General features: G+C 56.8%; 26 protein-coding genes. All 26 read left to right on the top strand.

From position 1 onward, the window contains the following. Positions 1-2 precede the first annotated feature (2 nt). The gene (locus WC421_06485; protein MFA5161876.1) at positions 3-1559 is read left to right on the top strand and encodes a terminase TerL endonuclease subunit; all 1557 of its coding nucleotides are present in this window, start codon (positions 3-5) and stop codon (positions 1557-1559) included. After that, positions 1556-2761: a phage portal protein gene (locus tag WC421_06480; protein MFA5161875.1), complete on the top strand. Its 1206-nt coding sequence runs from the start codon at positions 1556-1558 to the stop codon at positions 2759-2761. Before WC421_06485 ends, WC421_06480 begins: the two co-directional genes overlap by 4 nt. Beyond that, positions 2730-4460 carry a phage major capsid protein gene (locus tag WC421_06475; protein ID MFA5161874.1) on the top strand — a complete coding sequence of 577 codons (1731 nt, stop codon included), beginning with the start codon at positions 2730-2732 and terminating at the stop codon, positions 4458-4460. The genes WC421_06480 and WC421_06475 overlap by 32 nt, the downstream gene beginning before the upstream one ends. A gap of 13 nt (positions 4461-4473) precedes the next feature. Then, positions 4474-4626, top strand: a complete 153-nt coding sequence (locus WC421_06470; GenBank protein ID MFA5161873.1) for a hypothetical protein — start codon at positions 4474-4476, stop codon at positions 4624-4626. Between the two features lie 3 nt (positions 4627-4629). Further along, a complete protein-coding gene (locus WC421_06465) occupies positions 4630-5214 on the top strand; it encodes a head-tail connector protein (GenBank protein MFA5161872.1) in 585 nt (194 codons plus the stop codon). Continuing rightward, a complete protein-coding gene (locus tag WC421_06460; GenBank protein MFA5161871.1) occupies positions 5211-5528 on the top strand; it encodes a phage head closure protein in 318 nt (105 codons plus the stop codon). The genes WC421_06465 and WC421_06460 overlap by 4 nt, the downstream gene beginning before the upstream one ends. Before the next feature lies 1 nt (position 5529). Beyond that, positions 5530-6039: an HK97-gp10 family putative phage morphogenesis protein gene (locus tag WC421_06455; GenBank protein ID MFA5161870.1), complete on the top strand. Its 510-nt coding sequence runs from the start codon at positions 5530-5532 to the stop codon at positions 6037-6039. Beyond that, positions 6029-6409 carry a DUF3168 domain-containing protein gene (locus WC421_06450; protein MFA5161869.1) on the top strand — a complete coding sequence of 127 codons (381 nt, stop codon included), beginning with the start codon at positions 6029-6031 and terminating at the stop codon, positions 6407-6409. Before WC421_06455 ends, WC421_06450 begins: the two co-directional genes overlap by 11 nt. A gap of 1 nt (position 6410) precedes the next feature. Next, positions 6411-6833 (top strand): phage tail tube protein, encoded by a 423-nt coding sequence (locus WC421_06445; GenBank protein ID MFA5161868.1) that lies wholly within the window; start codon positions 6411-6413, stop codon positions 6831-6833. Between the two features lie 11 nt (positions 6834-6844). Then, complete coding sequence (locus WC421_06440; protein MFA5161867.1) at positions 6845-7237, top strand: hypothetical protein; 393 nt, start codon at positions 6845-6847, stop codon at positions 7235-7237. A gap of 14 nt (positions 7238-7251) precedes the next feature. Next, entirely contained in the window at positions 7252-7572 is a 321-nt protein-coding gene (locus WC421_06435; GenBank protein ID MFA5161866.1) for a DUF4035 domain-containing protein, read from the top strand. Next, positions 7517-10204, top strand: coding sequence for a phage tail tape measure protein (locus WC421_06430; GenBank protein ID MFA5161865.1), 2688 nt, complete (start codon positions 7517-7519; stop codon positions 10202-10204). The genes WC421_06435 and WC421_06430 overlap by 56 nt, the downstream gene beginning before the upstream one ends. Then, positions 10201-10980 carry a hypothetical protein gene (locus WC421_06425; GenBank protein MFA5161864.1) on the top strand — a complete coding sequence of 260 codons (780 nt, stop codon included), beginning with the start codon at positions 10201-10203 and terminating at the stop codon, positions 10978-10980. The genes WC421_06430 and WC421_06425 overlap by 4 nt, the downstream gene beginning before the upstream one ends. Then, positions 10977-13496 carry a hypothetical protein gene (locus WC421_06420; protein ID MFA5161863.1) on the top strand — a complete coding sequence of 840 codons (2520 nt, stop codon included), beginning with the start codon at positions 10977-10979 and terminating at the stop codon, positions 13494-13496. Before WC421_06425 ends, WC421_06420 begins: the two co-directional genes overlap by 4 nt. Further along, positions 13496-14563 (top strand): hypothetical protein, encoded by a 1068-nt coding sequence (locus tag WC421_06415; GenBank protein ID MFA5161862.1) that lies wholly within the window; start codon positions 13496-13498, stop codon positions 14561-14563. Before WC421_06420 ends, WC421_06415 begins: the two co-directional genes overlap by 1 nt. Positions 14564-14571: 8 nt before the next feature. Beyond that, complete coding sequence (locus WC421_06410) at positions 14572-15255, top strand: hypothetical protein (GenBank protein ID MFA5161861.1); 684 nt, start codon at positions 14572-14574, stop codon at positions 15253-15255. Between the two features lie 3 nt (positions 15256-15258). Beyond that, positions 15259-15483: a hypothetical protein gene (locus WC421_06405; protein MFA5161860.1), complete on the top strand. Its 225-nt coding sequence runs from the start codon at positions 15259-15261 to the stop codon at positions 15481-15483. After that, positions 15465-18269, top strand: coding sequence for a hypothetical protein (locus tag WC421_06400; GenBank protein MFA5161859.1), 2805 nt, complete (start codon positions 15465-15467; stop codon positions 18267-18269). Before WC421_06405 ends, WC421_06400 begins: the two co-directional genes overlap by 19 nt. Position 18270: 1 nt before the next feature. Next, positions 18271-18519, top strand: a complete 249-nt coding sequence (locus WC421_06395) for a hypothetical protein (GenBank protein MFA5161858.1) — start codon at positions 18271-18273, stop codon at positions 18517-18519. Then, positions 18516-18956: a D-Ala-D-Ala carboxypeptidase family metallohydrolase gene (locus WC421_06390; GenBank protein ID MFA5161857.1), complete on the top strand. Its 441-nt coding sequence runs from the start codon at positions 18516-18518 to the stop codon at positions 18954-18956. Before WC421_06395 ends, WC421_06390 begins: the two co-directional genes overlap by 4 nt. A 95-nt stretch (positions 18957-19051) precedes the next feature. Continuing rightward, positions 19052-19369: a hypothetical protein gene (locus WC421_06385; protein ID MFA5161856.1), complete on the top strand. Its 318-nt coding sequence runs from the start codon at positions 19052-19054 to the stop codon at positions 19367-19369. A gap of 179 nt (positions 19370-19548) precedes the next feature. Then, positions 19549-19770, top strand: a complete 222-nt coding sequence (locus tag WC421_06380) for a hypothetical protein (protein ID MFA5161855.1) — start codon at positions 19549-19551, stop codon at positions 19768-19770. Further along, positions 19767-20042 carry a hypothetical protein gene (locus WC421_06375; protein MFA5161854.1) on the top strand — a complete coding sequence of 92 codons (276 nt, stop codon included), beginning with the start codon at positions 19767-19769 and terminating at the stop codon, positions 20040-20042. The genes WC421_06380 and WC421_06375 overlap by 4 nt, the downstream gene beginning before the upstream one ends. Then, the gene (locus WC421_06370; protein MFA5161853.1) at positions 20039-20383 is read left to right on the top strand and encodes a hypothetical protein; all 345 of its coding nucleotides are present in this window, start codon (positions 20039-20041) and stop codon (positions 20381-20383) included. The genes WC421_06375 and WC421_06370 overlap by 4 nt, the downstream gene beginning before the upstream one ends. A gap of 86 nt (positions 20384-20469) precedes the next feature. Further along, positions 20470-21504 (top strand): site-specific DNA-methyltransferase, encoded by a 1035-nt coding sequence (locus tag WC421_06365; protein MFA5161852.1) that lies wholly within the window; start codon positions 20470-20472, stop codon positions 21502-21504. After that, positions 21479-24235: an N-6 DNA methylase gene (locus WC421_06360; protein MFA5161851.1), complete on the top strand. Its 2757-nt coding sequence runs from the start codon at positions 21479-21481 to the stop codon at positions 24233-24235. The genes WC421_06365 and WC421_06360 overlap by 26 nt, the downstream gene beginning before the upstream one ends. Positions 24236-24243: the final 8 nt, after the last annotated feature.

The following is a 24243-nucleotide window of genomic DNA, read 5'->3' as shown; positions in this document are numbered from 1 at the left end:
TTATGGCACAGGAAACGCAAGACTTTTATTTTGACAAGAAAGCGGCTGACAGAGCGGCGCGCTTCTTCGAGCGTTACCTTGTCCATATAAAAGGCAAATGGGCGGGCGAAGCGTTCACGCTGGAGGGTTGGCAGAAGGAAGACATTGTATATCCGCTTTTCGGCTGCAAACGCCCGGACGGCAGCCGCCAGTACCGCACCTGCTATATAGAAATCCCGCGCAAGAACGGCAAGTCCAGCCTATGTTCGGGCATCGCCCTGTATCTTCTGTACGCCGACAAGGAAGCCTCGGCGGAGGTCTACAGCGCGGCGGCGGACACCAAGCAGGCGGCGATAGTGTTCAACGTTGCAAAAGGCATGGCGATGGCTTCCAAATCGCTGATGTCGCGCGGGCAGGTATACCGCAATTCCATATTTATCCCCCGCACCGCGTCCACATATCAGGTTTTAAGCGCGGACGCATATACGAAACACGGGCTGAACGCGCACGGGATTATCTTTGACGAGCTTCACGCGCAGCCGAACCGGGAACTGTGGGATGTGCTGGCAACCAGCACAGGCGCACGCAGCCAGCCGCTCACTGTGGCGATTACCACGGCGGGATTTGACCGGAACTCAATCTGCTGGGAGCTGCACGAATATGCCCGCAGAATCAAGGAAGGCGTTATAGAGGACGACAGCTTTTTGCCGGTCATTTACGCGGCGGACGAGCAGGATGACTGGCGCGACCCGAAGATATGGCGCAAGGCCAATCCGAACCTCGGTGTTTCCATCAGCGAGGATTACCTCAAACGCGAGTGCGCCAAGGCCGGGAATGTCCCCGCCTACGAAAACACCTTCCGGCGGCTGCACCTCAATCAGTGGACGCAGCAGGAATCGCGCTGGCTGCCTATGGCGGCGTGGGAAGCGTGCGGCGGTCAGGTTATCCCCGAAATGCTCAAGGGCAAGCCGTGCTACGCCGGGTTGGACCTGTCCAGCACGACGGACATCACGGCTCTGGTGTTGGCTTTCCCCGTGGACGGCGCGGTGAAGCTGCTGTCTTACTTCTGGATACCGGGCGACGACCTGCACGAGCGTTCCAATCGCGACCATGTGCCGTATGAATTGTGGGTCAAGCAGGGGCTTATAAACGCGACGGCTGGCAACGTGATTGATTATGGCTTTATCGTCGCCAAGATAACCGAACTTCGCAAGCAATACAACCTCAAAGAAATCGCATTTGACCGCTGGGGCGCGGCGAAAATCGTGCAAGAGCTGACCGAGCTGGGCATCACTGTGGTGCCTTTCGGTCAGGGTTTTGCCTCAATGGCCGGGCCTAGCAAGGAACTGTTGCGGCTGGTGCTGTCCGGGAAGCTGCACCACGGCGGCAATCCGGTGATGCGCTGGATGGCGGACAACGCCGTAGTAAAGAGCGACCCCGCCGGGAATATCAAGCCGGACAAATCAAAAAGCACGCAGCGCATAGATGGCATCGTAGCCGCTGTCATGGCATTGGACCGGGCGATGCGCCACGGTGCGGGACACAGCGTCTACGAGAATCGCGGGATGGTGATTTTATGAATTGGCTTAAAAAGATTTTCAGTTTCGGCGGGCGGAAGATGCAAAGCATGCAGCAATTCTTTGCCGACGTGTTCCTGCCGCTTTCGGACACGCAGAGCGGCGTAATGGTGAACGAAACGCTGGCGTTGAATCTGTCGTCGGTATACGCCTGCACGCAGGTGCTGTCGCAAACGGTGGGCAGCCTGCCGCTCCACGTCTATCAGCGCACGGCGGACGGCAAGAACCGCACTGCTAATCACCCGCTTTACCGGCTGCTCCACGACGCTCCGAATCCTGAGATGACCTCCATGAGCTGGCGGCAGGCCATCATGTTGCACCTGTGCATGTGGGGCAACCACTATTCGGAGATAGAGCGGCGCAACGGTGAGCCGGTTGCATTGTGGCCTATTACGCCTTGGCGGGTCGCCTTAAAGCGCGTGAACGGGCAACTGGTCTATGCGGTCGCGCTGGATTCGGGCGTGGTGAACGTGCCGTTTGCGGACATGCTGCATGTCAAAGGCTTGTCCTATGACGGTCTTATAGGCCTGCCGCCGATGCGCGCGGCGAAGGAAGCTATCGGTTTGGGTCTGGCGGCGCAGAAATACGCGGCTAAATTCTTCGCCAACGACGCTCGTCCCGGTGGAATCCTTGAACATCCGGGCCAGTTGTCGGACGAAGCGTCGGCAAGGCTCCGCAAATCTTTTGAAAAAACGCACGAAGGACTGGACAACAAGTTTCGCGTTGCGGTACTTGAGGAAGGCATGAAGTTCAACGCGGTGGGCGTGCCGCCGGAGGACGCGCAGCTTTTGGAAACCCGCAAGTTCGGTGTGTCGGAAATAGCCCGCTACTTCCGCATGCCGCTGCACAAGATTTCGGACCTTGACCGCTCGACGAACAACAACATCGAGCATCAGGCAATTGAATTTGTGACGGATACGATACGCCCTTGGCTGGTGAATATCGAGCAGGAGCTTTCGTTCAAGCTGTTTTCCGGCGACTTCTTCCCGGAGTTTCTCATCGAAGGCCTTCTGCGCGGCGACATCAAGACGCGCTACGAGGCCTACGCCATAGGGCGGCAATGGGGCTGGCTGTCGGCGGACGATATCCGCGAGCGCGAGAACATGAACAAGCTGCCGAACGGTCAGGGCGGTCAATATCTTGTGCCGCTCAATATGGGTTCTGGAGGAAACAATGGACAGGCAATTCAAAATACTGCCGATTGAAGGCGGCAAGATAACGCAGGAAAACGGCGCGGTCTTCTTGGAAGGCTACGCGAACACCAAAAATCAGGCCGACAGATATGGCGATATCCCGACGGTCTATAAGGCCAAACGGGATTACGTTTACGACTTAAAAGAGTATCTCAAAAACCCGGTGCTGCTGGTCGACCATGTAAACGCGGTTGACCACATTGCGGGTTCGATGACCGAAATCCGCGAGGACGGCAAAGGTCTTTACTTCAAGGCCAAGTTCTCGGCCTCGGATTTCCCGGTGGTGGAACACGCCCGCCAGATTTACACCGAGGGCCACGCCAAAGGCATATCTATTGCCGGGCGGTTCCATTATGAGAACCCCGACGCGCCGAATCAGTTAACCCTCGCCGAGATATACGAGATTTCGCTGGTGGCGGTGCCCGCCGACCCTGACGCATTGGCTGAGGCGGTGAGCAAAGCCCTGAAATCGCTGGAAACAGCAAAACCCAACGGAGGTATCAAGATGGAAAACCAAGAAGCGGCAGGCTCCATAGCGGAGCTTCGCAAGACCTTGGAGTGCAGGCTGGACGACTGCCTCACCAAGGAGAAAGCCGAAAAGCTGGTGGAGGACGTGGTAAAGCGTCTGCATCCCCAGCCGAGCGGCAGGCAGGTCCCGCCCCAGAGCCCGGAAGAAGTGATGGAACGGGCGGAGGCGTTCAAAAACTCGCCCAAAAACACGGCTGAAAAGCCTTGGACGAGCGAGTACGGCAGAAAATTCGGCAGCATGCGTAATTTCCTGCTCGCGGCGAAGGAGCGGCACCCCATGCTGGCGGACGCTAAAGCCATCATGACGGAAGGCACGCCCGCGACGGGCGGCTATGTCGTCCCGACCGAGTTCAGCTACGAGGTTATGCGGCTGCTCAAGGACGCTTCGCCCATAATGCAGCTGGCCAACATTCTGCCGATGTCCACATGGAAACGGCAGCTGCCGCGCCAGTTGACCAGCGTGTCAATCGGCTGGGTGACGGAAGGCGGGACAAAGCCGACCACGAACCCGACATTCGGGCAGCTGGAGCAGGTCGCAAAAGTGATGGCGGCGGTCATCAAATGCACCGACGAACTGCTGCGCGACAGCGCCATCAACCTGACGGCGTTCCTGTCCGAACTTATCAGCGAGGCTATGGCGCTGGAAATCGAGCGCGTGGCTTTGCTGGGCGACACAGGCGCAGGCGACCCGTTCACCGGCATCATCAAGGCTTCGGGCGTGAATGTGGTCAGCATGGCGGGCGCGTCGGTCAGCTTCGACGATATCGCGGAGCTGATATTCTCGCTCAACGCGGCGAACTCGCAAGGCGCGACAATCGCCTTGAGCCGCACCGGCCTCAAGAAGCTGCTCAAGCTCAAGGACAACCAGAACCAGTACATCTGGCAGCCGCCGACCGGCAATATCCCGGCGACAGTGTGGAACGTGCCGTATGTGATATGCCCGACGATACCGGGCAACCTCGGCGCGGGGACGGACTGCACCGTTGCGATATACGGACGCTTCAACCGCGCTCTGCTGATATCGCCGCGCGAAGGACTGGCGGTGAAGGTGTCGCAGGACGCATACGACGCGGGCGACAACAGCAACGCGTTCATGCAGGACCAGACCTGGCTGCGCTTCACGCAAGCCTTGTCCATCGACGTCGCGCAGGGCTCGGCGTTCTCGTACATGCTGTTCAAATAGGGAGGCAAGCAAAATGGAAACGAAACTCTACAGGGTGAAAAAGCCGTTCGGCGGCTACGCGGAAGGCGCGGTGATACAGCTCAGCGACGCCGACGCGGAGCGGCACAAGGACTTCATCGAGCCGCTCAAGAAGGACAAGAAAGCGGACGCGCCTAACGGGAAATAGTCTATGGGGACATTGCTTCTGGCGGGGCCTGCGGTGGAGCCGGTGACGCTTTCGGAAACGAAGGCGCACCTGCGGGTGGAGTTTGCCGATGACGACGCGCTTATCACGGGGCTTATCAAAGCCGCCCGCGAGTGCGCCGAGTCCGCGACCAACCGCAAGCTCATCACGCAGCGATGGCGGGTTTTTGAGGATAAAATCCCGTCCCCGCCGGAGTTTTGCCTCCCCTTCGCGCCCGCGCAGTCGGTTGATTGGGTGCGCTTGTGGGATTCGGCGAATAACGGCATTGTCCTACCGACGACAGCGTATTCCGTGGACGCGATAGGCGAACCGGCGCGGGTGTATCTGAAAGACATTCCGGCGGCGACGCTTCGGCGGTATAACGCCGTGGAAATAGCGTTCACCTGCGGCTACGGCGCGGCGGCAACCAATGTGCCGGAGCCGATAAGGCAGGCAGTGAAGCTGTTGGCGGCGCACTGGTATGAGAACCGCATCGCCGTTGGCGAGGCCAGCCAACTGAAGTTCGAGGAACTGCCGCTAGGCGTGCAGTATCTGCTTGCGCCGTACCGGCTCTGGGGGCGGCAATTATGAACCCCGGCAAGCTGAACCGGCGGGTAACGCTCCAGCGTCAGGAAACAGCGCGGGACGAGATGGGCCAAGCCAAGTCGGTCTGGACGGATGTTGCGACGGTATGGGCGGCGGTGCTGCCTTTGCGGGGTCGGGAGTATTTCGAGTCCGCTAAGGTGAACAGCGAAATTACGGTGCGGGTGATAATCCGATACCGCGCGGACGTAAAACCGAGCTGGCGCGTTGTCTCCGGCGGGGACGCATACGACATCGTAGAAATCATCAACCCCGCAGACGGGAAGCGGGAATTGCAGCTTATGTGCAAACGGGTGGCGTGATATGGGCGACATGGTGACGATACAACTGGACGGCATACCAGAGCTTGCGCTTGCGTTGAAGAACATACGCGGCGCGGAGCTTCGTAAGGCCACCATGCGTGCCGCCAAGAACGGCGCGGAAGTGATTCGCGCCCAAGCTGCGGCGAACGCGCCGCTTGATGCAGGCACGGACAACCTGTTCCCTGAAGGCCACAAGAAAGCGGGCTCGGCGGCGCATCTCAAGGACAACATCATGCTGACGGTCAGCACCGACCCGCTCAAAGGCGAAGTGCGGGCAAGGGTCGCGCTTCACTGGCGCGTCTGGTATGGCCGCCTCGTAGAGTTCGGCCATGCGCTGGCTGTCCGTTCCCATAAGTCCGGCAAGCGATGGGTCTACAAGCTCGTGGGCCGCGTTGAAGCCAAGCCATTCATGCGCCCGGCGTTTGATGCGAAGAAGGAAGCAGCAATCCAAGTCTGCGACGCGGAATACCGCAAACTGGTGGCGAAATACGGAGGCGAAAATGCCGATTGAGCGGACCTTGTATGACCTGCTCCGGCAGGACGCGGCTGTGTCGGCGACAGTCGCCGACAGGATATACCCGGTCAGGCTGCCTGACGAGGTAATCCTGCCCGCTATGGTCTACGCCAAAGCGTCGTGCATCCGGTACGCCTCGCACGGCGGGCCGTCAAAGCTGGCGTCGTCGCGGTTCCAGTTGGACTGCTACTCGGCGGATTACTTGGAGGCGAAGCGGCTGGCGTTGGCGGCGGTTGCCGCGCTTCACGGCAAGAAGGGCGGCGACATACAGGCCGCGTTCAACGATAACGAAACGGACGGATTCAGCGCGGACGACGGAATATTCCGCGTCACGGCTGACATCCTGATATGGCACAGGGAGGATTAATATGGGCGAAGGAATAAGCGCGTTCGGCACAACGCTTAAAATCGGCGACGGCGCGACGCCGGAAGTATTCGCGGCGATAGCCGAAGTGACCAATGTGGGCGGACCCGGCATGAGCATGGACACGGTGGACATCACCAGCCACGGCTCCGCCGGAGGCTGGAAGGAATACGCGGGCGGATTGCTCGACGGCGGCGAGATAAAGCTGGAGCTGAACTTCCTGCCGGGCAATACAAGCCAGCAGTCGCTTTCAGCCGCGCTCGCAGCGCGGGCAAAGAAAAACTTCAAGCTCGTGTTCCCGGACACCCCGGCGACCACATGGAGCTTCGCGGCGTTCGTGACGAACTTCGAGCCTAGCGCTCCGGTGGACGGCAAACTGGGCGCGAGCGTGACGCTTAAAATAACAGGCCAGCCGACGCTGGCATAACGGAGGAAGCAATGCTTCTCAACAAAGAACAGATAAAGAGCGTTTCCGACTTGGAGACGCAGGACGTGGAAGTCCCCGAATGGGGCGGCACAGTCAGGCTTAAATCGCTGACTGGCGCGGAGCGCGACAGGTTTGAGGCGGGCGTGGTGCAGGGGCAGGGGCGCAACACCACGGTGAACATGCAGAATCTGCGCGCGAAACTGGTGGCGCAGTCGGCAATCGGCGAGGACGGCAAGCCGCTGTTCACCGAAGAGGACGTGAAATGGCTCGGTGAAAAGTCGGCGAAAGCGCTGAACCGGCTGTTCAATGCGGCGCAGCAGCTTTCGGGACTTAGCGAAAGCGATGTGAAGGAGCTTGCCGGAAATTTCAAAGACGCCCGGAGCGAAGGTTCTACTTCCGCTTAGCCCTTGCTCTGGGCATGACGGTAAGCGAGTTGTTAAGCCGGGTCAGCTCGCGGGAATTGACGGAATGGCAGACGTATTACGAGCTGGAGCCGTTCGGCGAGGACAGGGCGGACCTGCGGGCCGGGATAGTGGCCTCCACGGTGGCGAACGTGTCCCGAAAAAGCGGTACGAAGCCGTACAAGGCGCAGGATTTCATGCCGAAATTCGGCAAGGAAAAACAGGACTGGCGGGAACAGTTGGAGATGGTGAAGGCGATAAACGCGGCACTCGGTGGAACAAATGGCGACGATAGGCAACCTGATAGTGAACCTGACGGCGAGAACAGCCAGCTTTGAGGAAGGCATAGCCAAAGCTGAGAAGACGCTTGCCCGCGCGGGCAGGCGGTTCACGACGCTCGGCAAGGAGATAACCTACGGGCTGTCGCTGCCGTTCGCCGGTGCCGCGCTGTCAGCCGTCAAATTCGCCACCGAGTTCGACGACAGTCTGGACAAAATAGTCGCCATACTCGGCGTGAGCCGCGAGGAAGTGGACGCATGGCGCACGGACATACTGAAACTGTCCACGCAGACCGGCAAAGGGCCGAAAGAACTGGCGGACGCGATGTATTCCGTGGCGCAGGCGGGCTTGCGCGGCTCGGACGCGCTGGAGGCATTGAAAGTGTCGGCAATGGCTTCGGCTACAGGCATGGGCGACACGAAAACAGTCGCTGACGCGGTAACCTCCGCGCTGAATGCCTATGGCCCTGCCAATCTTAGCGCGGCTACGGCTACCGGCGTTCTGGTTGCCACTGTCAAGAACGGCAAGATGCAACTGGATGAGCTTGCGCCGGTCATCGGGAAGCTCTTGCCGGTATCGGCCCAGTTGGGCGTCTCGTTCGGCGAAGTATCGGGCGCGGTGGCGGCGATGTCCCGGCTGGGCATGGGCGCAAGACAGACGGTATCCGCGTTGCGCGGCGTATTCATGACGCTGCTGAAACCGACGGACCAGACGCGCACGGCTATGGAATGGGTCGGCCTGTCGTTTGACGGACTGCGCCGCCAGCTAAAAGAGGAAGGCTTGTTGTCCGTACTACAGACACTCAAGGAACACTTCGGCGATAACGAACAGGCGATGGCGCGGGTGTTCCCGGAGGCCGAAGGGCTTGTCGGGCTTTTGAACCTCATCGGCAAGAACGGCGAGGCAGCGCGCGCGGTAATCGCCAGCGTGGCGAAGGCGACGGGGCAGGACCTCAAAAACGCCTTCAATATCGCCAATCAGGACGCCAGCCAGCAGTTCGCCAAGGCGCTGTCCGTGCTGCAGGTCGCGCTGATAAAGCTGGGCGATATAGCGTTGCCGACGGTAATCAAGCTGACCCAAATGCTGACTTCGGCGGTGCAGAAAGCGACGTCATTTATCGCCGGGTTGGATAAACCGACAAGGGACTGGCTGGTTGCCTTGGGCCTGATTATCGCGGCGCTCGGCCCGGCTGTCTGGGCTTTGGGGCTGTTTCTGTCCGCGCTGAGCGGGCTTGCGCCCGTGCTTGGCTGGGTAATCGCGGCGTTCAAGGCGGTTATCACGGCAATAGGCGCGTTGACCGGGCCGGTGGGATTGATTGCCGTTGCCCTTGTTGCCGTCGGGTTGATTGTCATAGACAAGTGGTCGGTAATTGTAAAAACATGGGAATCGCTTATGCGGACTTTCCGCGAAGTCTGCAAAAGCTACATGGACGACGTACTGACCATAGCGGACTTCTTTGTGCAGTTCTTTCAGGATAAATTCCAAGCCCTGAAGGACTATTTCAAAAACTGGGTGCGGGATTTCATGACCGTGGCCGAGTATCTGCACCTCGATTCGGCTGTCAGCGCGATAAAGAAATTCGTTGACGACACTTCGGACGCGCTGGGCAGCTCGAAAGTCGGTCAGTCGCTAAAGGGCGTGGCGGATGACGTGAAAAAGTGGGGCGGCATTATCGGCGAAACCGCGCTCAATACGGGCAAGGACATAGCGCAAAGCGTCGCCGACGGCTACGGCAAGGCGCAGGACTTTGTCGGCGGCAAACTGGACGCGGCGAAAAGCGTGTTCACCGGCACAGTGGCCGCGCCGAAACTCAATATGCCGCAATCCCCGGAGATGCCCAACCTCGCGGCGGACGCGCCTGAGCAGGCCGGGCAGTTCGCGCAGGCGTGGCAGGACGCCTACAACCAAGTGTTCGTGTCGGCGACCATGCTCAAGGACAATCTTGCCGCCACATTCAACGCGGCGATATCGGCGCTGTCCGGAGGGTTCGAGGAACTGTTCGTCGCCATAGAGCAGGGCACGGTGAATCTTGGCGACATTATGGAAGGCGTGTGGCAGGCGTTCAAGGCCAGCATTTACAAGATACTGGCGGAAATCCTCGCCAAGAAAGTCGTGATGTGGACGCTGGAAAAGGCGCAGGCTGCCGCATTGGCCTTGTTTGAAACCAGCACGACTACGGCGGTATCGGCGGTCAAAAGCGCGGCGACGGCAAAGGAAGTCACAGAAAACGCGGCTGCGGCCCATGCCGAGATAGCGCAGGCGGCGGCTGTTGGTCAGGCGAAGGCGGTCGCGGCGCACGCAGGTATCCCGTTTGTCGGGATTGCTATCGGTCTGGCGGCAGCGGCGGCAATACTGGCGATTATTCTCGGTTTTTCCGGCGGGTTCGCGGCTGGCGGCAGGCCGCCGGTGGGGCAGGCCGCGCTTGTCGGCGAGAACGGCCCGGAACTTTTCGTGCCGGACACGGCGGGAACGGTGATACCCAATAGCGCATTGTCCTCCGGCGAGGGAGCGAACCAGCACAACGTTTTCAATATCAACATGACCCTGCAGGTGTCGGATTTGAACGCCTCCGAGCGCGAGCGCGTGCTTGGCGAACTGGCGGAACAGATACGCAGGCGCACGCCTAACGCTTTGGCGTTTGCGGTCAACAGCCGGGACGCGGCCTCGGACAACAAACGGAGGGCGGTATGAGCGATTATCCCGTCTTTTACGGTCCGAACGCAGTCAACGAGAACAACGCGATAAGCGTTTCCGGCGGCGACGCGGTTAAATACCGGCTCTATGACCGCGACTATAACGCGCTCTGGAAAACGGCAGGACAGAACAGCGACGCCTCCACCGCGTACATTGAAATCCTGTTTCAGGAAAACGGCGTATCCGCGCTCAAGACCGTAGACACGGTGATACTGCAAAATTGCAACGCGGTGACCGCCGTGGTCGAGTTCTACACCGGGTCTGGCTGGGGCAACGCCATAACGCTTAACGCAATCAATCGAATCGGCATATCGCTCAAGGCGCAGTTTGCGGCGAAGCAGGCTTACGGAATCCGCATAAGCTTCAGCCAGACGCAGACCCCGAACCAAGAGAAACAAATAGGCGAGGTGTGGGTTTTGGAAACGCTGCTTGCCGCGTCAAAAGGTTTTTATGGCTACGAGCCGGGCTTCTCGGCGACGGATATTTCCACGCAGATGATGGACGGCGGCGTGAAAACCGCGCTGGTTAAATGGTCGGGCGACAGGGTAACGCGCTGGGGCGCAAGCCTTGCCTTCGCGGGACTCAGCCAAGCGGAGGCCGACGCATTGCTGGCGGTCTACAGCCTCGGCGAGTTTGTCGTTTACCCGGAACCGGAGGCACTGCCGCAAGCGATATATAGCGTCTCCGCGCTAAAAGACAGCCTGTCCTGCGGCTATGTGAGCAAAAGCAAATCCGGCGGACTGACGGTCAGTTTCAAGGCGGCGGAGTCATGATAACGCTATCGCAAGGAATACTGCAGGCGCAAAAACTGAACACCGCCAAGGTGCGGCGGCTGGTGGCGTATCGCCGCCGGTACTGGGATATTGAGGCGCAGGCATTTGCCTACGAGACGCAATGGACTGTCATCCCAGAGAAGAATATCCGCGACATCAGCAAAACCAAAGAGGAGCTGGACGCCGTCCGCCTAAACGAGTTCCGCACCGGCTCGCTGACGATGCGGGTTTATAACGGCGCGAACGAATGGCTGGAGCGCGCGGATTACGGCGTGTTTAAGAAAGACACCCTTGCACGGTTGGGCTACACGGCATACCGGACAATGTTCAAAGTCGCGGCGGTCTACCAATTTTCCGACGGCACGGAATCCGAAGAAGTCCGGCTGTTCACGGGCTATGTGTCCGGCATATCTTTTTATTCCGACGACAAGACGGCGCAAATCAGTCTCGACGCGCCGCATATTTTGCTGGACGACGCTGACGCGGAAAACTATTCCACCGCAATCACCGGCGAAGTCTTGGGCATCGGCGACGGTGTCACCAAAGAGTTCACCACTTCCGGCAAAAACGTGGGCCGCATAAAACGCGTCACGGCTGGCAGCGTGTTCAAAGCGCCGGGCACGGATTACGAGATTTCCGACCTCAGCACATACGATACGCCCGCCAAAATTGCCTTCGTGTCCGCGCCGTCGTCCGGGCAGGCGGTTGTCGCGGATTACCTTTGCTGGCACACGAACCTGCAAATCCACGAGGTTGTGAACGGACTGCTGGACATGGCAGGCATAACCGACCGCACCGTTGAGGACGTGATATTCCCGAACAGGGTGTTCAAGAAAATAACGCACGCGCACTCCGAGGACAATATCCGCTACGAATGCGACGATTTGCCGCAGAACTCCAGCCCCGAATGGGAATTGTTCGAGGACACCGGCTCTTACACGGCGGAGATAGACACTTACTGGCCTTCCGGGACCGGCGGCGGTAGCAACATTCTGACGGTTTACACGCCTAATTATACTGCCTCCACCAAACGCTGGCGCAGGACCATAGGCGCGGCGGGAAGCGGCTGCGTAATGGCATTCGGCGTTATATCGGGCTACGCCAACGAATACGCCTATTTCGCGCTTTCGCACGGCGCGGACAGGGCCGAAATCCGGCAGGGTTACGCGGTGGGCGGCTCCGGCATCCACTGCCAAGTATTGCTTAACGGCGCGGCGATATGGGGCGGCGGGGCTCCCGCCAACGCGCAGTATGTGCTTTACCACAAGCCGGGCCGCGTGGTGGCGTTTGTCGGCGGCGTGAAGGCAGTGGATTACACCTACACGCCCGGCGCAGGTGCGGTTCCTGTGGCCGAGTTCGGCTGCTGGACTACCGGTACGCCCAGAAACGCGCCGGTCTACATAGATTATGTGCGCGTCTGCGGCGAGTTCGGCGACCTGCCAGCGTTGCCCAATCTGCCTTTGCTGGGGAGCAAGCTGTACGACGCGGACGACTTGTCGGCTGACGTAACGGCGTTCGAAAGGCTGGACGAAACAGTTACCCAGTACAACGGCAGCTCAACGAGCTACAGAACGCAGACCTCGCTCAATAACGCGGCATATACGTCGCTGGAGGCGGTGGAAAACGGGCGCATCGCAAGTCCGGCGTTGCGGTATCTCCGTATCGAACTGACGCGCAAAAGCTCGGACAGCGGTCAGGATTTCCCGGCGGTGGCCGAGCATAGCGTAACTTACGCCACACTGACTACGAAACTGCGGCTGGTGGATTGCTCCGGCCTGACGGTTCTGGACGCTATCGAAAAGCTGGCGGAAATCGCCTCCTACGAGTTCGGATTCGACCGCATGGGCAAGTTCTTCTTCCGGTCGCGCGAATCCGGCGTAGCGGCTTTGTGGCTGTGGGGCGACGAGGGCGTTTACTGGGGCGACGAGCGGGTATTTTACTACGACCAAGACATAGCCGGAATGTTGTCCACGCGCATAGCGTTCCCGCACATTACGCTGACGAACCGCGACATCAAGGAGATTTCCCGCGTAAACGACGGGCTGAAGAACGTCTACAACAAAATCATCTCCAATTACGGCGATTACAGCGTCATCGCGGACCCGGACACTTTCAACATGCCGAGGCCCAATTCGCAGACGCTCTATGGCGTGAAGCAGCTCTCCGTGGGCGGCTCGCAGTTCCTTTTGGAACAGGACGCGGATATCGCAACCGGTACGGCGCACGGATACTTCCGGCTCTACTCAAAACCACACAAGGAATATGAGTTCAAAACCTGCTTCCTGCCGCAGTTGGAAGCCGGGGATATGGTGCGGCTGCGCTACACGGACAAATATCCGGGCAATCCGAAAAAAGCGTGGCATATCGGCGACACAGCGGCGTATATCGGCAAGCCGGACATACACCTGTGGGGCCATGAGGGACAGTCGGCTTATGACGTGGTGGGCAAGGTTTTAGAAGCGGCGCATGACTGCGTCCGCATGGAGTCCGAGCTTACGGTAAGGGAGGCGGCGTAATGGGCGACAAGCGGATTCCGGTTATCTTTCAGGACAGCGCGGCTGAAATACCGTCGGCGTCGAAGTTCAACAACAATTTCAGCCATTTGAATCTTGTCCCGTGGAACCTGATAAACAACGGCGGCATGGAGCAGTGGTCCGGCGGTGCAAGCGTCGCGCCGGACGACTGGACGCTGTTCGGCAGTGGCGCGTCCATAGCCAGAGTGACCGACAGAAAGCAGGGCGATTACGCCGTCGCGCTGACCTATGGTTCGGCAGACGCGTATCTGAAGCAATCCAGCGCGGAACTTGCCGGGCTCAAAGGCCACACGGTGAAAGCATGGGCTTGGGTTAAATGTTCCACGCCGAACGCGGCACGACTGCGGATACGGGACGGCGTTGGCAGTTCCGTTTCGGCATTCCATAACGGCACAGGGCTTTGGGAGTTCATCTCGCTGACGCACGAGGTGGCAAGCTCGGCGACGGAGCTGTCGGTAGAACTGCACATGGAATCCGGAGGCACATCGTATTACGATGCGGTGGTACTGGTGGATTACGACGATATAACCGGCTTCTTTCCCAGCGGAAAGGATTTGAGCGGCGAGCTTACCGCAACCGGGCTGGCGAGCCTTTCGGCGGACCAGACCTTTACCGGCGCGAACGCATTCAACGGCGCGGTGAATCTCAACGGGCAGGGAAACAACGTCCCCGCTTGGGAGAAATTCACCAAGAGCTATTCCGATTTTGTATCGGCGGGGTACTCGAACACGATTACGCTGTTCACGCTTCCGGCTGGTGGGGTTATACACGGCGTGAAGATAAAGCACAGGAACTGTTTTTCGGGCAATTCCATAACGGGCTACACGATAAGCGTCGGCATAGACGGCGCGCTGGCCAAGTACGCCTCGCCTTTTGACGTGTATCAGGTCTACGGCGACGACGTGTTCGAGATGGCGGTGGGCCTGTTTTCGGAAAGCCACGCCAATGCCACGCTGGTCAGGGTTACAGCCGCGTCGGTCAACGGCACGCTGAACATGGGCACGCAGGGCGTGGTCGACATCTGGGTTTTGAAATCGGTGGCAAAGTGAGGTGATTTATGACGGTTTCGGTTTTGAACATGGTCGGCAGAATGAAAAGCCAGGTATTCGCGGCTTCCGGGACATGGACGCGCCCTGTGGGCGTGGATTACGTCCGCATAACGCTGGTCGCTGGCGGAGGCGGAGGCGCGGGAGGCGGCAATTCCGGCGCGAACCAGTATGCGGCAGCTGGCGGAGGTGGCGGCGGAGCCGGAGGGATTTATCAGGGCATTGTCGCGGTCAGCGGGAATGTTGCGGTTACAATCGGCGCGGGCGGAACCGGGGGTACGCGCGGAGCTTCGACCCAGAAAGGCGGAGACGGCTCGGACGGAGGGAACTCGGCATTCGGGTCCATAACCGCTTACGGCGGGAAAGGCGGTCGCGGCGGGATGCCCAGCAACAATTCCAGCTATCCCGGCATAGGCGGTCAGGGCGGGGCCGGTTCCACATACGGACAGAAAGGTATGGACGGTTCCGAAGGCGGTGCTGCAAATACGCAATATGGCGGCGCAGGCGGCGGCAACAGCGTTTCCGGTCAGTTGGGTGGAAACGGAAGCCCCGGTTGCACTGCGGGAGTCGCGGCATCGGCAAACAGCGGCTGCGGAGGCGGTGGCGGCGGTTCTGGATGGGAATACACGAGCTATATTCCCGGCGCTGGCGGGGCGGGCGGCTCCGGCTACTGCGAGGTCGTCTGGTGGGAATGATTTATGGCTAAACCGGCTGACATAGAAAACGGGCAGAAGCCCGACGCTACGAAGCTGATGGCGTGGCTCAGTTGGCTGGCCGCTGGCAAAGGCATCGCGTCCGGCGCGTCGGCGGCTAAAGGCACACCGGAGGATTGCCAGCTCTACTGGGCGACGGACAGCAAGCAGCTGTTCTTTTACACGAAGGATTCTTCCTTGGGGGCGAACGGATGGATAATCATAGGCTGAAAATAATAGCCGTTCTTGTAGTCGGGTTCGCGGCTTTGGCGGTCGCGGCTAACTCGCCGTATTACGGCGTGAAGCCGGACGAAATAGCGGGCACGGCGGAAGGCCATATATCCGGCAAATGGGGCATCGCGGCAAGCTCGCAGACGGCGGACAGTTACACCATAACGCTGGACGGGCCTGTGGGCAAAGGCACCTTCTACACGGTGGAATCCGGCACGGCGACGGCAAACCATGTCCAGTCGTCCACGCTTCAGACCGGCACGGCTGCGGTTAGCAATACGCTGACGGTCGGGCAATCGGCGACCATCGGAGCAAGCGCGGCGATAGGCGGCAACGCCAGCATCGGCGCGGATGCGAATGTCGGCGGCAACACTTCCGTCACCGGCAATATATCGGCACAGGGAAATCTTTCAGTTCAGGGCACGGGCAACGTAACCGGTGCGTTCACCGGCAGCACCGGCACATTCAATAACGCGCTCGGCATCGGCATTGCTCCCACGGCACGGTTTAACGTGCATAACGGCAACATGGTAATGACCGGCGTGTCCGTCCCGTTCCAGTTCCCGTCCACTACGCGCATAAGCCTCAACCTGAATACGGATTTCTCGGACGCGCTCGGCTCTTGGAGTGGGTCAAGCGGCGGCAGCCCGACTATAAACTCCGGCGATTACCGGTTCGGCGGCGGGTCCGCGTTCTTCCAGCTCTATCGCGGGTTGCGCCAGTCGTGGAGCGGCGACTACAAGCTGACCCCGCTCACCGAATTCACCCTGTCGTTCTGGGCCAAACGGTTGTCCAACGACGATTCATTCTTTTTCTACTGGATAGGCAATCCCGACAGCTATCGCTGGTTCAGCTTCGAGTGGCGCTACAACAATAACAGCCCGTATTTCACCATGCACCTGCGCGACTGGTACTCCGGCACCAGCACCCAGCAGGCCAGCGAAGTGACGCAGCGGTTCACCGCCAACGAGTGGCATTACATCGTCCTGCAATATAACCACCAAAGCTCGCGCAGGACCACGGTCTGGATAGACGGGACCCGGCTGGCCTGCTCCGGTTCCACTTCGGATGGCGGCGTGCCCAATTTTCTTAGCGGGTTCATGAATATCGGCGGGATGACCGATGTGCGCGGCTGGTGGGGCAACACCTCGGCGGGGTTCTACGGCTATATGGACGAAATCCGGCTGGAATACGTCGCACGCTACGACTACAACGCCGCCAGCATCGCCGTTCCCACAATGGAATGGGGCACGCCCACTATAAACAGCAAGTTCGGCATACATACGACCAACCCGCAGGCGCGGCTTCATATCGGCAATGTTGACTCCAAGACGGACCAGATACTGGTTGAAGGCGGACGGCATAGCCTGTTCAACCAGTCCGGTGGCGTGGGCATAAACGTCGGCACCGTGGAACCCACCGCCAAGCTGGACGTGGTGGCGGACGCGCAATATCCGTATGCCCTGCGTGTAAGTTCTACCGCGCAACAGAACCTGCCGATACTGTCGGTCAGCACGGGGACATGGTTCGTTGGCGTGAGGAAGGCCAACCCGCAGGCGGAGCTGGACGTAAACGGCACCGCCAAGGCCAACCTGCTGTCGGCGACAACAGCGCAGGTGTCGCTTATCCAGTCCACGACGGTTCAAGCCGCGCTGTCGCAGGCGACTACAGGCCTATTCGCGGTCATGAACGCCACATCCGCCATCCAGCTCAACGGCTCGAATATCAATACCGCCGGAACGCTGGGCAACGTGGCCTACAGGAATCAGGACAACGGTTTCACGGTTACGCAGACCTTCCAGTCCTCGATGACCGTGCTGTCCGATTTCGAGGCCAGAGGGACGGCGAAAGCCGCTTTGCTTTCTGGAACGACGGTCTACGCCGGGCTGGCTCAGGCGACTACCGGACAATTTACCGTGGTGAACGCCACCAGCGCAATTCTGCTCAACGGCGCGGACATAAACGGCACCGGCACGCTGGGTAATATCGCCTACAAGGGGCAGGACAATAACTTCACCGCGCCGCAGACCTTCCAAAGCTCGGTCACGGCTAAGGACGTATCGGCTGACAGCGTAAAAGCCAGCGCGGGCATGTTCACCTCTATGGGTATCGGCGGGGCAGCTGTTCCTGAGGCCTATGTCGTGGATATCACGACCAACGCCTCAATCCCTCTCGGCGCAGTGCTTCACGTAGAGAACACCTACCCCAACCAGACCGCAATTGCCGCCAGAGGCTCGGACAACGACGGCATGGGCGTATCCGCGCGGGCCAAGACGGCTTTCGGCGGCAGCATGCATGACGGCGGCGCAGGGCTTAGCCTTACCCAAGACCCCAACAGCAGCCATGTCCGCTACATCCGTGCGAACCTGACCGGCTATGGGACGGATTTACCGATATACGACACCTACCAGTACACGGCGAACGCCGTATCCTCGGACGTGTACCACGCAGAGATGGGTATAAACGGCCCGTTCACCGGCAAATTCGTCAACTTCATAAGCACCGGAACCGTCCGGTTCGCGGTGGAGAACACCGGTGCGGTTTATTCGGCGGACACCATTACCGCCGCCTCCGGTGTTAACGCTTCCACCATCGCGGTTTCGGGCATGGCGTTGCTGGGCGGTGTCGCGTTCTACGGCGCGAAGACGCACACCGAACTGCAAACTTTGGCCTGCGAAACAATGCCGTGCATGGCGGTGTCGTCCGATTCGCCGTATGAGTTGTTCGTAGCGACGGGAACGGAGTCGGGGCAATGGCAGGGACAAACCAGCGGAGGAGGGCCTTAACATGGGCAAGATAGACGAAGTCATAGAGCGGCTTGCGCGGATGGAAGCCAAGCAGGACGCGCATCTGCAGGCATACGAGGCCGACAAGGCTCGCATAACCAAACTGGAGCATACGGTCAATGGCAACGGGCAGGTCGGGCTTGCCGAGGAGCTTCGCGCCGTCAAGACCAAGATTTCATGGATAGTCGGCGGCATAACGCTGGCGGTCAACGCGCTGTTCCAACTGGGGCTTAAATGGAGCGCCAAATGAACGACTTCAAATTAAGCGAGCATTTCACGTTCTTCGAGCTGACGCGCACCGACCGCGCCGGATTTCAGGAACTTAACCGACGGAAGGGGCTTTGCTATCCCGCCGAGCTTACCGGCCTGTGCCGGATAATCCTTGAGCCGGTGCGGGCGCATTACGGCAAGGCAGTCATAGTGCATTCCGGGTTCCGGTGCTTCGAACTTAATACCGCTGTCGGCGGTAGCGCAAACAGCCAGCACATGCTGGGCCAAGCCGCCGACTTCCATGTGGAAGGCGTGAGTATAGACGATGTATTTGCGTGGCTCTGGCACGAGTCCGGCATCCCGTTCGGGCAGCTTATAGACGAGCGGCGCGACGGCGAACGCTGGATACACGCAAGCACCGGCGGCAAGCGCGAAGTGCTGGGCTTCAGGGACGGCGTATATGCCCGGATGGCTTGAAAGAATTTTGTCGCTGGTCATCGGCAAAAGCGGCGACACTAAATGGCGGATAAGCTGGAGCTTTGATTTGCCGCTATTCAAAAACAGGAGGCAGTATGGACTACGAAAAGAAGGCGAAGGAACTGCTGGACAAGCTGGGCGCGGTGAAGGACAAAATCAAGACGGTCAAAAGCCTTAAAGACGCGGCTGAGGCCGTGCCGGACGTCGTGAAGCTGGTGGAAGGCGTCGGGCAGGACGAGGATATCAAAGGCTCGGACAAAAAGGCGCTCGCGGTGGCGATACTCAACGCGCTTATCGACATCCCGTTCCTGCCGGAAAGCGTGGAAGGCATGCTTATCGGCTGGGCGATAGACGCGGTAATCGCCGCGCTCAACAAACTGGTCGGCAAGGACTGGCTGGCGCAGCTCGCCTGAGCATGAAAATGCCCGTCCGGTTTATGGGGCCGGACGGGCAGAAAATAAAGGGATTCCGCCATAAAGTCAAGGGCTGTTTCTCAGACGGTAAAATGGCCTCCGGAAAGGACTGGATTAATCGCCGAACTCATTGTATGTTCATGATGACAGCAGAAAGGGCCAGACGAAAGGGAGGCATTATGAAGACCAAAAAGCAGGCGGGGTTCGAGCTGATAGCGATAATACCGAAGACGAAAACGGACTGCACCATACACCGGGAACTGGGAAGCTTCAAAACGCTGGAGGCCGCTACCGGAGCGGCAAAAGAAAAAGCATTTTTGCCGGAGATAGCCCGCATAGACATCTGGCACGGCGACACGATGGTCGGGCGCGTATACTCAAAACAACGGAGGACTATATGAACGGCAAAACGCTGAAGTCGCGCTACCTGAGTCTCAAACAGGACGGCGAAGAGATGTATGTCGAGGACGTGCCGGTGACCGGCAAGACGGAGGACTATATCCCGCTTGCCCTCAAGAAACTGGCGGCGGTCCGCAAGGCCCTGCCCAAGGCCAAGTGGAGCATCACGATAGAGGAGCAGTTCATAAACGGCTTCAAGCCAAGCAACATGCGCTATTTCACGATACGGGACGCCGAAACCGGCGAAACCAAAAACTCGGAGTATTCGTTATGAAAACCAAAATCACGCTGGAGCTGGAAGTCAAAATGGGCAACCCCGGCCTTGTAGGAACCGGGTTTGTGGGCCGCTTGCCGGACGGCACGACTTACAAAGAGCTGGTGCGCGTGTTCGGGAAGCCGCAGCAGGGCCTGTCCGCAGACGGCAAAATCCAAGCCGAATGGACCGGCAGCATAAATGGACTGGCCTTCACGATTTACGACTACAAGGCCGAAACCTGCCCCAAAGCCAACAGGGACTGGCATATAGGCGGCAGAACGCAGGTCGTAGCTGATTTGGTAACAGCCTATTTCATGCAAGCCGCACGATTGGGTAGAAAGATAATACGTCGTGGATGAAGACCAGACTTCCTTTCTTTTGAGATTTTCGGTATAGTATTTAATACCGTATTAAGAGCGATATGTGAACGCTAGAGGTGATTGTAATGGGAAACGGCGTAGTCGTTACATCTAACAATTTGAGAAGTAGCTATAATGATGAATCAATTCGTCCCACCACCATTGGGCACAAAGAGCAAATTCCAGATAGAACCATAGGCAAGAGATGGGCAGAACACATAGCCCTTGCTCCGGTCAATATTGAACGATGTTTGCCAATATCGGAACAACTTTCAAAGGAACAGCTTGGGAATTCTATATTTGAAGGGGATTGCCTAGATGTTTTGGAGAAATTTCCCGCACATTCCATAGACATGGTTTTATGCGATTTGCCCTACGGAACGACTCAAAACAAATGGGACAGCGTTATTGATTTAGATAAGCTGTGGAAAGCTTATCACAGGGTGGTTAAGCCTAATGGTGCAATAATTTTAACTTCGCAGGGTATTTTCACCGCGAAATTAATCATGTCGAATGAGAGTTCATTTAAGTATAAGATAACATGGGAAAAATCCAAGTCCACCAATTTTCTCAACGCAAAAAAACAACCGCTCCGCAAACATGAAGATATCTGTGTTTTTTATCGGAAGCAACCCACATACAACCCGCAAATGGGGACGGGGGTAGCATACGATAAAGGGATTCGAAAAAGCCAATTTTCAGGCAGCTATGGAGACTTCCTTCCCGTGCATGTAAAAAGCGACGGGGATAGATATCCTACCGATGTAGTTTATTTCAAAACAGCTGAAAGCGAAGGCCCTGTGTGGCACCCAACCCAAAAACCTGTTGAGTTAGCCCGGTATCTTATTCGTACCTTCACCAAGCCGGGGGATTTGGTATTAGATAACGCTTTTGGGAGTGGAAGCTTTCTCGTAGCCTCCGCACTTGAAAACAGACGATTCTGTGGCATTGAAAAAAATCAGGATGTCGCACTCTTTAAAAAAAGCTCCATTGATTACATTCAAGTGGCTCTGCAGCGGTTGTCCAATATCGCTAAAAATCAAAAGTTTGTAAAGAAAATTCGTCTTTACTGCCCCAATAGAGGTATTCTCAACAATGCCAACGACTTCGCCAAGATATAATGAACGCTCGTGGGCAATTGATGTCATCACAGAAATCAATCAATACTGCGCCCTACGCACTCGGGCGATAGTTAGAGCTGGCGGGGAATATACCCTTTCCGGACAAGCTGGGAGCTTGTTCCCGGATGTGTTATTGTTCGGGGACAAAGGCGGAAGCATTGTCCAACAGGGATGGGAACTGAAAATGCCGGACACCCCCATCACCGACACGGAACTCATTCAAAACGCAGAGCTTAAAGCTCGTCGACTGGGCCTCAATAGTTTTTTACTATGGAATGCAGACGAAGCGGTTCTGTATTTGAAAACTGCACAAGATGTTTTTGAACCTAACAAAACATGGCCGAGGACTAATATCAGCCGACGCGCAGATGTTTACATACAAAAAACAGAATGGATTAGATTGTTGCATCAGATTATCGATGATATAAATGGCCTACTAGAGAGACAAGCTTTGCAGGGTGCAACTCCGTCGGTGGCCATTAGCAATGCCTTGTTTCTAGACTATCTTAACATCTTCACATCACCAGTTTCAGATAAGTTACAGCACGCATATCAACGCAATGCGTCATTTGCTGCTGAAACCGATTTATGGTGGGAAGTTAACAAATTGGAGCATCCTGACTGCTCTAAATATGAAGGCCTAGCTAGAGTTAATATAATTAGTTGGATAAACAGATTTTTGTTTGCTCACTACCTAAAACGATTTCATGCACCCTCTGTTCAAGTTGAAACCATAAACCACGGAACAACAATAACACAGGCAATTGCTGTTTTTGAGTCTATTTCAGCCGCCTGTGACTTCATGAACGTCTTTCACCACGTGATAGGGCAAGAATCATTGGATTCCACAACATGGTCGGCGCTAGTTGACTTGAATAAATTTTTAACCGACTTTAAACTGGAAAACATATCGCAAGAGAGTTTCCATCAAGTAATAGAAGGAGCACTTTCTTACTCCAGAAAAAAACTTGCCGGACAATTTTCGACCCCAAAACCATTAGCGGAATTATTAGTCCGCATTGGAATAGAAAATCGCATATCCCCGATAATTGACCCATGTTGCGGAACGGGAACGATTGCTCGAGCGGCTTACGACTTGAAAAGACAAGTTGGGTTGCCGATAGGTACTGCCCTTAGCTCAACATGGGGCAGTGATAAATTTGCATTTCCTCTTCAACTTTGCTCAATAGCCTTATCTGACCCGCTTGGGATGGGCGAAGTAATTCAGGTTTTTCGCCATGATGCCTTAGAATTGTCCGTTGGAGAGGTTATTGTATTCACAAATCCAACTGGTGGAACTGAAGTGGAACGCCGTCTTCCAGAAATGCATGCCGTGATTTCGAATCTCCCTTTTGTGCGGTTTGAGAAAAGCAGCAACATGAATCCCCTCATATCCAGATGTGCGCAGGATATACACCAAGACACAGGACGCGACCTTAGCACAAGAGCAGACCTTTATGCCTATTTACTGCTGCAACTTCGGCATTTGGTTACAGTATCAGGCCGCCTGTCTTTCATAGTCTCCAATTCATGGCTAGGAACAGATTGGGGACAGGAATTTCGTCAAATATTATTGCGATATTTTAAGGTCATAAGAGTTGTCATTTCCGGTTCAGGGCGATGGTTCTCTAACTCGGATGTAGTAACAACTATCGTCATTTTAGAGAAACGACCTTCTCAAATAGACCCACCAGACGATGAGTTTATAGAATTCATCACTACTACAAATCGGATTGAAGATTGGGCAACAACAGGTGGTGGCGTTGATTCATTAGCTAACGCGATATTAGCTTCTGTGCCCAATATTACTGGCGTAACAAAATTTTCGCATACCATCTCTCGCATAACGCAATTAGAATCTATTGGGCTAGGGTGGCCCTCATTTTTTGTCAATCTTGACTGGGTCGCAGCGATTGAAAATAACTTAGTCCCCATGCATAATTCTTTCGAAATTAAACGTGGGGAACGACGTGGGTGGGATGCGTTGTTTTATCCCCAGCAAGAACACGGTGTTGAATCACGATACATAAGGCCAGTATTAATGTCATCGCGAGATATTGATGGTCTAATCGCCCGAGCTGACAAAGAAGCTTTTTGCTGTCCTGACGACTTAACAAAACTCCAGCAACTGGGAATGCGGGGAACTCTGGCATGGATAAGACGTTTTCAACACGAAACCAACGGAACGGGACGACCATTGCCAGAGGTGCTAGCACGAGCAGGACATCATTGGTATGAAATGAGCCCGTCAACGCTTGCAGATTTTGTTATACCTATGAATCCGGACAAGCGACTTTGTGTTCACCGACTTGCAGAAAGGTCATTTGTAAACCAAAGACTTATACGTCTTACGACCATAGCGAATAGTGTTGATTTGGATTTATGTCACGCCCTTATGAATTCCATAATAGGCATGTTTTTTATTGAGGCATCCGGTTTCGGCAGGGGGCTTGGAGCACTTGACCTTAACGCAAGCAAACTAAGTGCCAATCTGCACATGCTTAATCCCGCGGGTATATCGCCGCGACATCGCAATAGTATTTTAACAGCATTCGGGCATCTTCTTCTGCGGAATGTTTTGGAACTACCGGCAGAACTGGCTTCACATGACCGGATTGCTTTTGATTCTGCCGTTCTGTCGGCTTTCGGCATATCGCATCTTCAAGACACGATATATGCGTCACTGCTCCAGCTATTTAATATACGACAAACTGCACGCAATAACGTATAGGCTCGACC

It is taken from the genome of Elusimicrobiales bacterium (assembly GCA_041651175.1).
Taxonomy (GTDB): Bacteria; Elusimicrobiota; Elusimicrobia; order Elusimicrobiales; family Elusimicrobiaceae; genus JAQTYB01.
Note: the sequence above shows the minus strand (reverse complement) of the source record. Positions and strands in the feature narration are given on the sequence as shown.

Excerpts from the sequence above, each read along its gene's own strand:
- WC421_06460 (MFA5161871.1), top strand. The coding sequence starts at position 5,211 with ATGAACCCCGGCAAGCTGAACCGGCGGGTAACGCTCCAGCGTCAGGAA.
- WC421_06395 (MFA5161858.1), top strand. The coding sequence starts at position 18,271 with ATGGGCAAGATAGACGAAGTCATAGAGCGGCTTGCGCGGATGGAAGCC.
- WC421_06390 (MFA5161857.1), top strand. The coding sequence starts at position 18,516 with ATGAACGACTTCAAATTAAGCGAGCATTTCACGTTCTTCGAGCTGACG.
- WC421_06475 (MFA5161874.1), top strand. The coding sequence starts at position 2,730 with ATGGACAGGCAATTCAAAATACTGCCGATTGAAGGCGGCAAGATAACG.
- WC421_06450 (MFA5161869.1), top strand. The coding sequence starts at position 6,029 with ATGCCGATTGAGCGGACCTTGTATGACCTGCTCCGGCAGGACGCGGCT.
- WC421_06405 (MFA5161860.1), top strand. The coding sequence starts at position 15,259 with ATGGCTAAACCGGCTGACATAGAAAACGGGCAGAAGCCCGACGCTACG.
- WC421_06360 (MFA5161851.1), top strand. The coding sequence starts at position 21,479 with ATGCCAACGACTTCGCCAAGATATAATGAACGCTCGTGGGCAATTGAT.
- WC421_06485 (MFA5161876.1), top strand. The coding sequence starts at position 3 with ATGGCACAGGAAACGCAAGACTTTTATTTTGACAAGAAAGCGGCTGAC.
- WC421_06410 (MFA5161861.1), top strand. The coding sequence starts at position 14,572 with ATGACGGTTTCGGTTTTGAACATGGTCGGCAGAATGAAAAGCCAGGTA.
- WC421_06425 (MFA5161864.1), top strand. The coding sequence starts at position 10,201 with ATGAGCGATTATCCCGTCTTTTACGGTCCGAACGCAGTCAACGAGAAC.
- WC421_06365 (MFA5161852.1), top strand. The coding sequence starts at position 20,470 with ATGGGAAACGGCGTAGTCGTTACATCTAACAATTTGAGAAGTAGCTAT.
- WC421_06385 (MFA5161856.1), top strand. The coding sequence starts at position 19,052 with ATGGACTACGAAAAGAAGGCGAAGGAACTGCTGGACAAGCTGGGCGCG.
- WC421_06465 (MFA5161872.1), top strand. The coding sequence starts at position 4,630 with ATGGGGACATTGCTTCTGGCGGGGCCTGCGGTGGAGCCGGTGACGCTT.
- WC421_06370 (MFA5161853.1), top strand. The coding sequence starts at position 20,039 with ATGAAAACCAAAATCACGCTGGAGCTGGAAGTCAAAATGGGCAACCCC.
- WC421_06455 (MFA5161870.1), top strand. The coding sequence starts at position 5,530 with ATGGGCGACATGGTGACGATACAACTGGACGGCATACCAGAGCTTGCG.
- WC421_06415 (MFA5161862.1), top strand. The coding sequence starts at position 13,496 with ATGGGCGACAAGCGGATTCCGGTTATCTTTCAGGACAGCGCGGCTGAA.
- WC421_06470 (MFA5161873.1), top strand. The coding sequence starts at position 4,474 with ATGGAAACGAAACTCTACAGGGTGAAAAAGCCGTTCGGCGGCTACGCG.
- WC421_06375 (MFA5161854.1), top strand. The coding sequence starts at position 19,767 with ATGAACGGCAAAACGCTGAAGTCGCGCTACCTGAGTCTCAAACAGGAC.
- WC421_06380 (MFA5161855.1), top strand. The coding sequence starts at position 19,549 with ATGAAGACCAAAAAGCAGGCGGGGTTCGAGCTGATAGCGATAATACCG.
- WC421_06420 (MFA5161863.1), top strand. The coding sequence starts at position 10,977 with ATGATAACGCTATCGCAAGGAATACTGCAGGCGCAAAAACTGAACACC.
- WC421_06440 (MFA5161867.1), top strand. The coding sequence starts at position 6,845 with ATGCTTCTCAACAAAGAACAGATAAAGAGCGTTTCCGACTTGGAGACG.
- WC421_06400 (MFA5161859.1), top strand. The coding sequence starts at position 15,465 with ATGGATAATCATAGGCTGAAAATAATAGCCGTTCTTGTAGTCGGGTTC.
- WC421_06445 (MFA5161868.1), top strand. The coding sequence starts at position 6,411 with ATGGGCGAAGGAATAAGCGCGTTCGGCACAACGCTTAAAATCGGCGAC.
- WC421_06435 (MFA5161866.1), top strand. The coding sequence starts at position 7,252 with ATGACGGTAAGCGAGTTGTTAAGCCGGGTCAGCTCGCGGGAATTGACG.
- WC421_06480 (MFA5161875.1), top strand. The coding sequence starts at position 1,556 with ATGAATTGGCTTAAAAAGATTTTCAGTTTCGGCGGGCGGAAGATGCAA.
- WC421_06430 (MFA5161865.1), top strand. The coding sequence starts at position 7,517 with ATGGCGACGATAGGCAACCTGATAGTGAACCTGACGGCGAGAACAGCC.